Here is a 13,145-nt window from a genome sequence, read left to right on the forward strand (position 1 = left end):
TCATTAGAGGCGGTTTTTCATGGTACGTAAAAATTATTATGATGTTACGCAGTGGCACGTCGGCAACCCGTATGAGGATATTGGCGAAGTCATTAACAGTATTCTCGCCGATATTAAATCGCGACAAACTGAAACCGATATTAACGACGGGGGTAAACCGGGCGCCGCGATTTATATTCCGCCCGGTGATTATCATCTGAAGACGCAGGTCTTAATTGATATCAGTTATTTAAAAATTATGGGCTCCGGGCATGGTTTTGTCTCCTCGAGCATTCGCTTTAATACGCCGGCGGACGAGTGGGCGAATTTGCACGATATATGGCCGGGCGGGAGCCGTATCCTGGTCGATCTCTGCCCGCAGCCCGGCGATGAAGAACATGCTGGCGCTGCATTTTACGTGAAACGCAGCGGGGCGCCGCGTATCAGTTCGGTGGCGTTCGAAAACTTCTGTATTGATGGTTTGCACTTTGTTGATGATGGGCTGGGAAACAACGACCCGGAAAATACCTATACGAACGGCAAAACCGGCATTTATATCGCCAGCGCGCAGGACGCTTTCCGCATTACCGGGATGGGATTTATCTATCTGGAGCATGGCCTCACCACGTACAATAGCGATGCAATGGCGATCCATAATAACTTTATCGCCGAATGCGGTAACTGTATCGAGCTGCGTGGCGCCGGGCAGGCTTCAAAAATAACCGATAACCTGATTGGCGCGGGCTATAAAGGCTATTCTATTTACGCGCAAAACTTCGGGGGGTTATTGATTTCTACCAACAATATTTTTCCCCGTGGCGCGAGCAGCGTGCACTTATCGGGCGTGGTCCGCTCTAGCATCACCAGCAATCGATTCCATTCATTTTATCCGGGAATGCTCGTTCTCGAGAACAACTGCGCGGAGAATCTGATCTCGGCAAACCATTTCTTGCGCGATCGTGAACCCTGGCCGCCGATGCAGGCCTATGACAACGGCCTGGATGACGCCTATGGCTTGCTGCATATAAACGGCAGCAATAATTCGGTTATTGCCAATCATATTTCCGAAACGATTGATGTCCAGTATCTCAAGCCGCTGGGAATAAAACCGGTCATCATCCGCCTTGTTTCCGGCAAAGGGAATTATATTGTGAATAACCATATCGTGGCGACCACGGAGACGTCAGCGGCGCAGGCGCAGCCCTCTGAAGAGGATGCCTGCTTTGCGGCGCAGGTCAGCGCTTTGCTGACGACGGCCAGGTTAAAAGAACTCGATGCGGTCGCCGTACAGGTAGAAAAAGAATCCGCGCAAAACACGATACTTGATAGCGGCAGTGACGCACAGGTGGTCATAGACAGAGCGCGTAATGCCTTCAGGGCGACACCGGTTGCTGGAAATTAATATTCACTCTGTTTGTTAATCCGTATAGCGAATGACGTTATTTAAGGAGGCAGATTACACGTTATTTCATTCATTCTTCTGCTAAATAAAAATCAAAATATAAAAGGTGAATATTTTTATTCACCTTATCCCACCTTTTACCTCTGGGAAAATAAAAATGAATAAAACAACATTATCAATAGCGCTAGGCTTGTGTTTAATGACGGGATCGGCGGTCGGAAAAAATAATCAACTGACGCTGGAACAACGAATGGAACAGCTTGAAGCGCGGCTAGCCGCCGCGGAAAGCCGGGCGACGGTAGCGGAAGGCCAGGTGCGGGATTTGCAGGCGAAGCAGAATGCCGCGATTCAGGCGGCGCAAACTCGTGTGCCGGTAAACAGCGCGGCAGCAACCGCGGAGAGTAAAAAGAATCTTAGCGTCCCGGAGCTGAAATTATCCGGCTATGGCGATCTGAAAATCTACGGCGACGTGGAGTTCAACATGGACGCGGAAAGCAAACACGGTCTGCTGGCGATGACCAACGCCGATGTCGGCAGCGATCCCACCTACGATAAGTGGGATTTAAACGGCCGTATCCTGCTCGGCTTCGACGGTATCCGCAAAACGGATAACGGCTATTTTGCCGGTTTCTCTGTCCAGCCGCTGGCGGATATGACCGGCTCGATGAACCTCGACGACGCGGTTTTCTTCTTTGGTCAGGAGAACGACTGGAAGGTGAAAGTGGGGCGCTTTGAAGCGTACGATATGTTCCCGCTGAACCAGGACACCTTCGTCGAGCACTCCGGTAATACCGCCAACGACCTCTACAGCGACGGCCATGGCTATATCTATATGATGAAAGAGGGGCGCGGCCGCTCTGACGCAGGCGGCAACTTTCTGCTGAGCAAGCAGCTTGATAACTGGTATTTTGAGCTCAACACCCTGCTGGAAGACGGTACGTCGCTGTACGACAACGATGGCTACCATGGTCGAGATATGGAGCAGAAAAAGAACGTCGCCTATTTGCGTCCGGTGGTGTCATGGGCGAAAGACGAATTTTCCGTTGCCGCGGCCATGGAAGCGAACGTGGTGCAGAACGCCTACGGCTATAAAGATGCCCAGGGCAACTTTATCGATCAGTCGGGGCGCACCGGCTATGGCCTGACCATGACCTGGAACGGCCTGAAGCGCGACCCGGAGGACGGGGTGGTGGTGAATCTGAACACCGCTTATATGGACGCCAGCAACGAACAGGATTTGACCGCCGGGGTGAACGCGCTGTGGCGGCGCTTCGAGCTGGGATATATCTACGCGCATAACAAAATCAGCGATTATGCCGGGGTGATTTGCGATAACGATTGCTGGATTAAGGATGAAGGCACCTACAATATTCATACCTTCCACGCGTCGTATCAAATTCCGAACGTGATGAATATGCAGAACTTTAATATCTATCTCGGCGCCTATTACTCCATTCTGGATAGCGACAATAAGCTGAGCCAGAGCGATGACGACGATCGCTACGGCGCGCGCGTGCGTTTTAAGTACTTCTTCTAAGAGCTTGAAACGGCTGCCCCGCTCAGCACTACGGGGCAGCCGTAGTTTTACTCCAGATAAAACACCTCTTTAAGCTCCGCGCTCACCGGACTGTTGTCCGGATTGGCAGGCATCACATCACGCATATGCTGCCACCAGCGCTGGCATACCTCGGTCCCGGCGACGGCGTTCCAGCGCGCTTCGGATTCAATCTCCACCGTGGCGAACAGCAGGTGGCGTTCTTTATCGAGATAGATGGCGTAGTGGTGCGCGCCGTGGGCTTTCAGCGTAGCCTCCAGCTCCGGCCAGATGGGGTTATGACGGCGCTGGTACTCCTCGTGCGCGTCGGGGTTCACCTGCATGACAAAGGCTTTACGGATCATAATGCCTCCAGATAGAGCTCGCGGACCTCATCGCGGCTGGCGGGGCGCGGGTTACATGGCGCGCACGGGTCGGCCAGCGCTTTGTCCAGCCAGCCTTCGATATCGGCTTTGCTGACGCCAAGCTGGTTGAAGCCCTGGGGGATCCCCACGCGTTTGCTCAGCGCGCGAATGGCGTTGATGGCCTCCATGCTGGCGGCTTCATCGCTCATGCCGCGGGTATCGACACCCATCGCCTGCGCCACGCGGGCGAAGCGCGCCACGGCGTTCGGGCGGTTAAAGTTTTCGATGATCGGCAGCAGGATGGCGTTGCACACCCCGTGCGGCAGGTTGTGGGTGGCGCCAGGCTGATGGGCCAGGGCGTGTACCAGCCCGAGGCCGGCGCTGTTGAACGCCATGCCCGCCAGGTACTGGCCAAACGCCATCTGCTCGCGGGCCTGCAGATCGTGTCCATCGTCTACCGCTTTCGGCAGCCACAGGTTGATCAGGCGGATGGCCTCGAGGGCGTTGGCGTCGGTCAGGGGATGGGCGCCAACGGAGACAAAGGCCTCAATGGCGTGGGTCAGGGCGTCCATGCCGGTGGCGGCGGTAACGGCTGGCGGGATGTCGAGCATCACGCTGGCGTCGTCGACGGCGATATCCGGGATCAGGTTCGGGTCGATAATCACCTCTTTTACCTGACGCTCGCTATCGATAATCACTGCGTTGCTGGTCATCTCCGCCGCCGTGCCGGCAGTGGTGTTGATGGCCACCAGCGGCACGCCAGCGTTTTTCACTTTGCCGACGCCGGAATAGGCTGTGGAGGGGCCAGGGTTGGCGGTGAGGATTTTTATCGCCTTGGCGGTATCAATCGGGCTGCCGCCGCCGAAGGCGATCAGGTAATCGCAGCGGGCCGCCTGGTATGCCGCATAGCCTTGCTGCACCAGCGCTTCGGTAGGGTTGGGGAACACGTCGTCAAACAGCTGATATGCCATCTGCTGTTCATCCAGCGCGGAAAACAGACTGTCCAGCAGGCCCAGCTTCACCAGCTGCCCGTCGGTGACGATCAGCGCCTTGCCCCACTGTTTACCCGCTACCAGCTTGACCATATCGCCGATAGCGCCTGCGCCGTGGAGGCTGATTTTAGGTAGTGCCAACATAAAACTCATGATAATTCTCCTTAATGTTGATTTGGGTAATCCGTTTCCCTTCACCCGCTCCCGGGTCGCGGCTGGCGCCTTACCCGGGCTACAGGTTCACTGGCGTCTGCAGGCCGGTAGCCAGGACAGGTGCGTAGCACCGCCTCCGGGATTTAGGGCGAGGGGGGAAATTAACATCGTCTTCGCTGCAGCATCCGCCGGGTCATAATCGGCAGGGAGATAACCACGATCAGCATCGCGCCGATAATCACCGACATCACGATGCCGGGGACGTTGAGCAGGCTCAGGCCGAAGGTCACCAGCCCCATCAGAAAGGCGGCGATGATCACTCCGGGCATGCTGCCGGAGCCGCCGAGAATATTGACACCGCCGAGCACCGCCATGGTGACAACCGCCAGCTCCCAGCCCATCGCCAGGGTAGGGCGGGTACTGCCGAGCCGTGAGGTCAGCAGGACCGCCGCCAGTCCGGCCATCAGCCCGACCAGCGCGAACAGCGCCAGGTTATGGCGCTTCACGTTGATCCCGGAGTACCAGGCGCCGGTCGGATTATTGCCGATGGCGTAGGTCCGGCGACCAAAGTTGGTTTTATGCAGCAGGAAGGTGAAGGCGGCCGCGAGGAGGATAAACAACGCAAACTCAAAAGAGAGCGCGCCCCACACGTACCCCTGGCCGAACCAGGCAAAGCTCTCCGGGTAGTGGTTGAGCGCCTGATCGCCCAGCAGGATATAGGTGATGCCGCGATACAGGCTCATGGTGCCGATGGTGATCACGATCGACGACAGGTTAAAACGCGTCACCAGGATACCGTTAAACAGGCCGCACAGCAGACCCACCCCCAACCCGACCAATACCAGCAGCGGCGTATCCATCCCCGCCGCCGCGCAGAAGCCCATCACAGTTGAGCTGAGCGCCATCGTCGAGGCTACCGACAGATCGATTTCCCGGGCGATAATCAGCATCGCCATCGGCAGGACGACGATCGCCTTCTCGGTAAAGGTGAAGGTGGCGTCCGACAGGTTCCAGATATTAAGGAAATAAGGGGAAGCCAGGGCGTTGCCGATAAATACCGCCAGGGTGACCGCCAGTAAAAACCCTTCCCAGCACAGCAGGCGGCGCAGCGGCGACGGCGCGGCCGGGGTGTTTTTCATCTCTTCAGATACCATCATCTTGCTCATGATTTCACCCCCTGTTTCTGCCGGGCTAGCGCCGCGTTACGCAGGATTAACCGCCCGTGACCGCGATTGCCGCGCTCGTTAAGCAGCACCGCCATGACGATCACCGCCCCGGAAATCGCCATTTGCCAGAACGGCGAGATGCCGATCACCGGCAGGGCATTATTGATGACGCCGAGGAACAGCGCGCCGCACAGGCAGCCCAGCACCCGTCCGCTTCCGCCCATGGTGCTGATACCGCCGATCACGCAGGCGGCGACCACCTGCAGTTCAAAGCCGTTCGCTACGTCGACATAGGCGACGGCGAAGCGCGAGATCCACAGATAGCCGCAGAAGCCGGCCAGCGCGCCGGAGAGACAGAAGCTGACGAACTGCATTTTCCCGGCGTTAATACCGGTGTAGTACGCCGCCGTCGCGTTGCCGCCTGCGGTGTATAAGGCCCGGCCGGTGCGGCTGTAGCGCAGGAAATAACCCACCAGCAGCAGTGCGGCGATGGCGCACCAGCTCAGCAGCGGCAATCCCAGGAGGGCGCTGCGCGGCAGACTGAGGAAATCAGCGCTCATCTGATGTGAGTTAACCCAGCCGCCGTCGGTCAGCAGAAAGATAATGCCGCGATAAATGCTCATGGTGCCCAGGGTCACCACGATGGCGGGAATGCCGAGGCGCCAGACCAGCAGGCCGTTAATCACCCCCATCAGCAGGCCCAGCAGGGTTGCCAGCGCCAGCAGCGCCACCACCGGAATACCCGGATAGTGGGCGTTAAGCAGGGCGACGATCATCCCGGTCAGCGCCAGGTTGGCGGCCATCGACAGATCGATGCCTTTGGTGAGCAGCACCATCATCTGCCCGAGGGCGAGGATGATAAGGATGGCGGTATCGTTAAACATCTCCACCAGATTGCCCGGTGAAACGAACGATGGCGCCCGGCTGCCAATGGCGCCGATCATCAAAATGATGACCACCGCCAGCAGCGCTTCGCGATGCTTCAGCCATGCGTGTCCCATCATGCTGCCTCCTGGCCAATGCCGCTGGCGGCGCTAACGATGGTTTCCGCCGTCGCTTCCCCGGCCCGGTACTCGGCGACCATCAGCCCTTCGTGCATCACGATAATCCGGTCGGCCATGCCCATCACTTCCGGCAACTCTGACGAGACCATAATCACCGCCAGCCCCTGGCTGACCAGCTCGGACATAAACTGATGCACGGCGGCTTTTGAGCCGATATCGATGCCTTTGGTCGGCTCGTCGAGGATAATCACCTCGGGATGGGTCGCCAGCCATTTGCCGATCACCACTTTCTGCTGGTTGCCGCCGGAGAGGGTCTCCACCGGCTGCCGCCAGCTGAAGGCTTTAACCTGCAGGCGCGAGGCGTACTCGTCCGCCAGCCGCCATTCCCGGGCGTCGTTCAGGACGCCGTTAGGGTTGAGCTTACTGAGCTGCGGCAGACTGATGTTTTGGGCGATGGGCAGGGCGATGATCGCCCCCTGTTTCTGCCGCTCTTCCGGTACGCAGACGATGCCGGCGCGGATGGCGTCGGCGGGCTGGCGAAAGCGCATGGGGCTGCCGTTCAGCCGGATCTCGCCGGAGGAGGGATGCGTTACGCCGGAGAGCGCCTGCATCAGCTCGGTGCGTCCGGCGCCCACCAGGCCGTAAAAGCCGAGAATTTCTCCCTTGCGCAGGCTGAAGCTGATATGGGCAAACTCGGTAGGATGACAAAGATCGTTTACCTCCAGCACCGTTTCCCCTGGGGTACAGTCAACTTTCGGGTAGGTTTGGGTAATCGCCCGGCCCACCATCATCGACACCATCCGCTCTTCGGTGATATCGCTCATTGCCCCGGAGCTCACGTACACGCCATCGCGCAGGATGGTGTAATAGTCGGCCAGCTCGAAAATTTCATCGAACTTATGCGAGATAAACAGGATCGCTTTGCCGTCCTGCTTCAGACGCTCAACGATCTGATAAAACTCCAGAATTTCATGTTGCGAGAGCGCGGCGGTCGGCTCATCCAGGATCACCACCTGGGCGTCGAAAGCCAGCGCCCGGGCAATCGCCACCATGTGCCGTTGGGCGATGCTGAGCGTTTTCAGCGTGGCGCGCGGGTCGATCAGAACTTCAAGCCGGGCGAGGATCTCGCCAGCCCGGCGATGCATCGCGGGCCAGTCGAGCGTTTTGAACAGCCCCTTATACAGATACTGGCCGACGAAAATGTTTTCGCTGACCGAGAGTTCGTCAAACAGCACGGTTTCCTGGTGAATGGCGGTGATCCCCACCTTGTGCGCCGATTCCGGCGTCGGCAGATGAATGGGGATCGCTTTATAGAGGATCTCCCCCTCTTCGGGCTGATAAATACCGGTCATGACTTTGACCAGCGTGGATTTCCCCGCGCCGTTTTCGCCGATGAGGGCGGTCACTTTGCCGGGCCAGAGATCAAGCTGTACGTTCTCAAGGGCACGCACACCGGGAAAAATCTTGGTGATGCCCTTCAGCGACAGCAGTGGCGTTGATGCTGACATGATAGTTCTCCGTAAAATCGCCCCTCACCCTAACTCTCTCCCCAAAGGGGAGAGGGAACGGTCCGGCGCCCGCTGGCCGCATCGCGCAGAGGGCCGGGGTGAGGGAACAAGGGTTAGAAAATCTTCGAGAACTTATCGATGTTGCTCGCATCGTAGACAAACGGCTCGGCCATCGCGCCGTTCCCCTCGGCATCCAGCTTCACTTTGCCCAGCTTGCCCATACTGGCTTCGGTTTTGGTCGCGGTGCCTTTGACTAAATCGTCGGCCAGATAGGTGGCGGCGTAGCCCAGGTCAATCGGGTTCCAGATGGCGAAACTTTTGCTGGCGCCAGACTTGATCGCGCCGGCCATTTCCGACGGCAGCCCCAGCCCGGTGACATAGACTTTGCCAATTTTTCCCTGGTCCTTCACCGCCTGCGCGGCGGCAACAATTCCCACCGACGAAGGCGAAACTATGACTTTCAGATCCGGATATGATTTCAGCAGGCCCACCGCTTCGCGGTAGCTTTTATCCGACAGATCGTCACCGTAGGCGACGGTCACCAGATTGACGGACGGATACTGCGGCAGCACCTTTTTCATCTCCTCAATCCAGATATTCTGGTTAGTGGAGGTCGGGGTGGCGCTTAACACCGCCACATCCCCCTTCTCCACGTTCAGCGCCTTCAGCGCATCGGCGGCGAGCTTGACGTTGGTCTCGCCAATTAAGGCGTTATTGGAAGGATTAAGATGGATCTGGCGGCCTGCCGGCGCCACGCCGGAGTCCCAGGAAACCACTTTGATGCCGCGCTGCATCGCTTTTTTCAGCACCGGCACCACCGCGTCCGGATCGTTAGCGGAAATGGCGATCGCATCCACCCCCTGGGCGATCAACCCGTTCAGCACGTCGATCTGCGCTTCGGCGGTAGTGGTGGTCGGGCCGGTGTAGATCACTTTGACATCACCTAACTCTTTGGCGGCCTGTTGGGCGCCAACGTTGGCGGCTTCGAAGAAGCCATTTCCCAGCGATTTCGCCACGAGGGCGATTTTGACTTCTGCTAAGGCGGAACCGGACAACGCCAGGGCGGCAACGGTGAGGATCAAGCTTGTCTTTGTTTTCATTGCTTTTACTCCACATGAGTCAGTTTTGTAGGGTTTGCAGGTGAGGCTTCGCCCCGTCTCGGTGAGCGGGGCGCGATGTTGTTATGGATAAAGATCTAACGCGGACTGCAGCGGCTGCACGTTGAAGCGTTTGCCAAGGGCGATAAGCTCTTCGCGAGTGATGGTCTGCTTCATACCGCCCATGGACAAGACTTTCACCAGCACTTCGGCGGACTTCTCGGCGGTGTCGATCAGACCGAAGGTCTCATCCAGGGTTGGGCCGCTGCCGAAGACGCCGTGGAACGGCCACAGCACCAGCGAGTGTTTTTGCATGGTTTCCGCAGTCGCCTGGCCGATTTCATCGGTGCCTGGCACCATCCACGGCAGAATGCCGACGCCGTCCGGGAAGACCACCAGACATTCGGTGCTGCCTTCCCACAGCTTGCGAGTGAACAGATCGCTGTGGTTCTCCAGGACGTAGGTCAGGGCGATCAGATTGGTGGCATGACAGTGCATGATCACCCGGTCCTTGCCGTCGGTCAGTTTGATGCGCTCGCTGTGCGACAGGAAGTGTGCCGGCAGCTCGGAGGTCGGCACCGCATCCTCCGTCAGACCCCACAGGATATGGTATCCCGCGCCGTCGCTGTCGACTTTCACCACGCCAAGGTTAGCGGCCGGGTCGAGCTGGACATTACGGAAGAATTTGCCGGAGCCGGTGACGATAAACGGCTGGTTAGCCAGGGTTGGCATCGGCTGGCTGAGGGCGATATAGCGCGGTTTAGCGTGGAAATCCGCCACGTAAGGTTCGATATCCACCTCATCCAGACGCAGCGTCAGGTTGCCGCCGTTGCGCTCGTCCCAGCCCTTCAGCCAGGCGTCGGAGGTGGCTTTGATCATGCCCTGGACGAACCAGGCGTCGATAATGTTCTGCATAGTCTTGTCTTTCCTGTTGATTCGGTGAGGGGTTGACCCCCTCACCCTAAATATGTGCGTGCCCCCGGATTGCGCCGTAAACGGCTTATCCGGGCTACCGGTTCGTAGCCCGGGTAAGGCGTCAGCCGCGACCCGGGGAAGCCCGTGCATTACCCGCGCTGGCTCAGAACCGCATTCTCATAAGCCCGCACGTTGTCCAGCCACTGGCTGCCCGCCGGCGTGTCGTGACGCTGGCAGTACATCTCCCAGATGGCCTGCCACGGCAGGGATTTTTGCTCTTCGAGCAGCGCCAGGCGGGCGGTGTAATCGCCGTCGTTCTCCAGCTGGCGCAGCTGATCGGTCGGTTCCAGCAGGGCGCGCAGCAGCGCTTTTTTCATATTGCGGGTACCAATTACCCAGGCCGCGATGCGGTTGATGGAGGCATCGAAGAAGTCGAGGCCGATGTGCACGCGGTCAAACAGGTTATGGCGAATGATTTCGCTGGCGATGGCCTGGGTCTCATCATCCAGCAGCACCACGTGGTCGCTGTCCCAGCGCACCGGGCGGCTGACGTGCAGCAGCAGACGCGGGATGTAGAGCATGGCGGCGGAGATCTTGTCGGAGATGACCTCCGTCGGGTGGAAGTGGCCGGCATCCAGGCACAGCGCCGTCTGGCGGCTGGTGGCGTAGCCCATATAGAACTCGTTGGAGCCGACGGTGTAGCTTTCGGCGCCGATACCGAACAGCTTGCTCTCCACAGCGTCAATGTGATGCGCCGGGTCGAATTTTTCGCTGATGACTTCATCCAGCGCGTTCAGCAGCCGCTGGCGCGGCGCGAAGCGGTCAACGGTAATGTCCTTCATGCCGTCCGGCACCCAGATATTCATCACCGACGGGGTGCCCAGCTGTTCGCCAAAATAAGCGGATACGCGGCGGCTGGCTTTGCAATGGTCGATCCAGAACTGGCGGATCTCAGCGTTGGCATGCGACAGGGTAAAGCCGTCGGCGCTCAGCGGATGCGAGAAGCAGGAGGGGTTGAAATCCAGCCCCAGTTTGTTGGTTTTCGCCCACTCAACCCAGTTTTTAAAGTGCTCCGGCTTAATCTCATTGCGCGCCACCGGCGCGTCGGATTCCAGATAAATAGCGTGCAGGTTGAGACGCTTTGGCCCCGGGATCAGGCTCAGCGCCTGCTCAAGGTCGGCGCGTAGCTCCTGAGCATTGCGCGCTTTGCCCGGGTAGTTGCCGGTGGCCTGGATGCCGCCGGTCAGGCTTCCCGCCGGATTTTCGAACCCGGCGACGTCGTCACCCTGCCAGCAGTGCATGGATACGGGCAGACGGTCCAGCTGGCGCAGGGCCTCCTCGACATCCACGCCGACGGCGGCGTAGCGCTGCTTAGCAATTTCCCAGGCTTGTTCAAGTTGAGTGGTCATGCGCAAAGCTCCTTGGTCTGTTGTGGCTGAAACTGCGCCACGAAACGGGCAATTTCACTATCAGGATTGGGGGTAAAGGTGGTGAGGGACGCGTTGCCGCGCACCACCTGACGAAACTCATCGACGCTGGCCAACTCGTCGAGGGTCATTAGCTGGATGCCGATATTGCCGAGGGTGGAGGCCTCTGTCGGGCCGGCCACAACGGCGATCCCGCAGGCGTCGGCGCACAGCTGGTTGAGCAGTTCGTTCTGGCAGCCGCCGCCGACGATATGCAGCTGGCTGAAGGGCTGGCCGCGCAGCGCCGCCAGCTCGTTAAGCACCCGGGCGTAGAGCAGCGCCAGGCTGTCGAAAATGCAGCGCGCCAGTTCGGCGTCGCTGTCAGGCACCGGCTGACCGGATCCGCGGCAGGCGGCCTGGATCTCGGCGCTCATACTGGCCGGGTTGATAAAGCGGTCGTCATTGCAGTCAATGATGAAGCGGCACGCCGGCAGCGCGGCGGTGCGGGCGATTAGCCCCTGCAGGTCGCTGACGTTTTGCTCTTTTAGCACCCGCTGCAGCAGCCACAGCCCCATAATATTTTTCAGCACCCGATAGCGGCCTTCGGCCCCGCCTTCGTTGGTGATATTGGCCTGCAGCGCCGCGTCGCAGGTGTACGGGGTCAGGCTTTCAAACCCCATCAGCGACCAGGTCCCGGAGGAGAGATAGGCGGCGTGGCGGTCGGCCAGCGGGGAGGCGATCACCGCGCTGGCGGTGTCGTGGCTGGCGACGGCGACCACCGGGATGTTATTACCCTGCGGACAAATCCAGTGGCCGATAACGTTGCCGGGATGCGTCGGCGCACCGAACCATTCGCGCGGCGCGCCGGTCCAGTTCAGCAGCGTCTCATCCCAGCTATCGCTGTGGATGTTGACCAATTGGGTAGTGGTGGCGTTGGTATATTCCCAGTTCAGATTGCCGGTCAGGCGGAAGCTGAAATAGTCGGGGATCAGCACGGCATGGGCGGCCTGACTGACCAGCTCCGGCTGCTGCTCCACCAGGGCGCGCAGCTGATAAAGGGTGTTAAACGGCAGAAACTGAATGCCGCTGCGGCGATAGATCTCCGCCCGGCCCAGCTGTTCTTCAGCGTGACGTAGCAGGCCCTGGGTGCGGTCGTCACGATAGGAGACCGGCAGCCCGACGCGCTGACCTTGCTTATCCAGCAGGACATAATCCACGCCCCAGGTATCGATGCCGATGCTGTCGATCAGGATGCCCTGCTCACACACTTTCTCCAGCCCGCGGCGGATCTCGCCTTCGAGGCTATCGAGATCCCAGCAGTCGAAGCCATCCACCTTCTGCAGGCTGTTGGTGAAGCGATGAATTTCACGCAGCGTCAGGGCGCGCGGCCCGGACTGATAGCTGGCGAGCATGACCCGCCCGCTGGAGGCGCCTAAATCGACGGCGACACAATGACGAATACTCATGGAACGACCCTTCTTAAAATCATTGTCCGCAGTCTAAAAAAGGGCGCTGACTAACACCTTCTCGCTACGGACAGCCGAAACTGGCCGCTGGCAAGAAAGCAAAGGTGACCGTGAGGAAAATCACAAATTGCGGTTTTGGGCGGTGGTGAGGAGGATGT

At 58.9% G+C, this 13,145-nt stretch carries 11 protein-coding genes; 2 read left to right on the forward strand and 9 right to left on the reverse strand.

Going from position 1 to position 13,145, the window contains the following annotated elements; translation table 11 throughout:
• The first annotated feature begins 19 nt into the window (after nucleotides 1-19).
• Both K5R89_RS17840 and K5R89_RS17845 read left to right on the forward strand, forming a co-directional pair.
• Complete coding sequence (locus K5R89_RS17840; protein ID WP_023291513.1) at nucleotides 20-1,381, forward strand: NosD domain-containing protein; 1,362 nt, start codon at nucleotides 20-22, stop codon at nucleotides 1,379-1,381.
• Nucleotides 1,382-1,538: 157 nt separating this feature from the next.
• Entirely contained in the window at nucleotides 1,539-2,918 is a 1,380-nt protein-coding gene (locus tag K5R89_RS17845) for a carbohydrate porin (protein WP_032429039.1), read from the forward strand.
• Nucleotides 2,919-2,965: 47 nt separating this feature from the next.
• Here K5R89_RS17845 and rhaM read toward each other — a convergent pair whose 3' ends face one another.
• The 9 genes from rhaM to rhaB all read right to left on the reverse strand — a co-directional run bounded on the left by rhaM (nucleotide 2,966) and on the right by rhaB (nucleotide 12,987).
• A complete protein-coding gene (gene rhaM / locus K5R89_RS17850) occupies nucleotides 2,966-3,280 on the reverse strand; it encodes an L-rhamnose mutarotase (protein ID WP_023291515.1) in 315 nt (104 codons plus the stop codon).
• On the reverse strand, nucleotides 3,277-4,425 hold the full coding sequence (gene fucO / locus K5R89_RS17855; RefSeq protein ID WP_217259502.1) for a lactaldehyde reductase: 1,149 nt from the start codon (nucleotides 4,423-4,425) through the stop codon (nucleotides 3,277-3,279). Before fucO ends, rhaM begins: the two co-directional genes overlap by 4 nt.
• 161 nt (nucleotides 4,426-4,586) lie before the next feature.
• Entirely contained in the window at nucleotides 4,587-5,591 is a 1,005-nt protein-coding gene (locus K5R89_RS17860; RefSeq protein ID WP_217259503.1) for an ABC transporter permease, read from the reverse strand.
• Complete coding sequence (locus K5R89_RS17865) at nucleotides 5,588-6,595, reverse strand: ABC transporter permease (protein ID WP_072096694.1); 1,008 nt, start codon at nucleotides 6,593-6,595, stop codon at nucleotides 5,588-5,590. Before K5R89_RS17865 ends, K5R89_RS17860 begins: the two co-directional genes overlap by 4 nt.
• Nucleotides 6,592-8,103: a sugar ABC transporter ATP-binding protein gene (locus K5R89_RS17870; protein WP_135719589.1), complete on the reverse strand. Its 1,512-nt coding sequence runs from the start codon at nucleotides 8,101-8,103 to the stop codon at nucleotides 6,592-6,594. The genes K5R89_RS17865 and K5R89_RS17870 overlap by 4 nt, the downstream gene beginning before the upstream one ends.
• A 113-nt stretch (nucleotides 8,104-8,216) precedes the next feature.
• Nucleotides 8,217-9,203 (reverse strand): rhamnose ABC transporter substrate-binding protein, encoded by a 987-nt coding sequence (gene rhaS, locus K5R89_RS17875; protein ID WP_004203661.1) that lies wholly within the window; start codon nucleotides 9,201-9,203, stop codon nucleotides 8,217-8,219.
• Nucleotides 9,204-9,284: 81 nt separating this feature from the next.
• Entirely contained in the window at nucleotides 9,285-10,115 is an 831-nt protein-coding gene (rhaD, locus tag K5R89_RS17880) for a rhamnulose-1-phosphate aldolase (protein WP_217259504.1), read from the reverse strand.
• 149 nt (nucleotides 10,116-10,264) lie between these two features.
• Complete coding sequence (locus K5R89_RS17885; RefSeq protein WP_124074429.1) at nucleotides 10,265-11,524, reverse strand: L-rhamnose isomerase; 1,260 nt, start codon at nucleotides 11,522-11,524, stop codon at nucleotides 10,265-10,267.
• Nucleotides 11,521-12,987, reverse strand: coding sequence for a rhamnulokinase (gene rhaB, locus K5R89_RS17890; protein WP_217259505.1), 1,467 nt, complete (start codon nucleotides 12,985-12,987; stop codon nucleotides 11,521-11,523). Before rhaB ends, K5R89_RS17885 begins: the two co-directional genes overlap by 4 nt.
• Between the last annotated feature and the right edge of the window lie 158 nt (nucleotides 12,988-13,145).

The sequence above is a fragment of the Klebsiella sp. TF21-TM genome, from assembly GCF_019753495.1.
Classification (GTDB): Bacteria; Pseudomonadota; Gammaproteobacteria; order Enterobacterales; family Enterobacteriaceae; genus Klebsiella; species Klebsiella quasipneumoniae.

Excerpts from the sequence above, each read along its gene's own strand:
- K5R89_RS17840 (WP_023291513.1), top strand. The coding sequence starts at position 20 with ATGGTACGTAAAAATTATTATGATGTTACGCAGTGGCACGTCGGCAAC.
- K5R89_RS17845 (WP_032429039.1), top strand. The coding sequence starts at position 1,539 with ATGAATAAAACAACATTATCAATAGCGCTAGGCTTGTGTTTAATGACG.
- rhaM (WP_023291515.1), bottom strand. The coding sequence starts at position 3,280 with ATGATCCGTAAAGCCTTTGTCATGCAGGTGAACCCCGACGCGCACGAG.
- fucO (WP_217259502.1), bottom strand. The coding sequence starts at position 4,425 with ATGAGTTTTATGTTGGCACTACCTAAAATCAGCCTCCACGGCGCAGGC.
- K5R89_RS17860 (WP_217259503.1), bottom strand. The coding sequence starts at position 5,591 with ATGAGCAAGATGATGGTATCTGAAGAGATGAAAAACACCCCGGCCGCG.
- K5R89_RS17865 (WP_072096694.1), bottom strand. The coding sequence starts at position 6,595 with ATGATGGGACACGCATGGCTGAAGCATCGCGAAGCGCTGCTGGCGGTG.
- K5R89_RS17870 (WP_135719589.1), bottom strand. The coding sequence starts at position 8,103 with ATGTCAGCATCAACGCCACTGCTGTCGCTGAAGGGCATCACCAAGATT.
- rhaS (WP_004203661.1), bottom strand. The coding sequence starts at position 9,203 with ATGAAAACAAAGACAAGCTTGATCCTCACCGTTGCCGCCCTGGCGTTG.
- rhaD (WP_217259504.1), bottom strand. The coding sequence starts at position 10,115 with ATGCAGAACATTATCGACGCCTGGTTCGTCCAGGGCATGATCAAAGCC.
- K5R89_RS17885 (WP_124074429.1), bottom strand. The coding sequence starts at position 11,524 with ATGACCACTCAACTTGAACAAGCCTGGGAAATTGCTAAGCAGCGCTAC.
- rhaB (WP_217259505.1), bottom strand. The coding sequence starts at position 12,987 with ATGAGTATTCGTCATTGTGTCGCCGTCGATTTAGGCGCCTCCAGCGGG.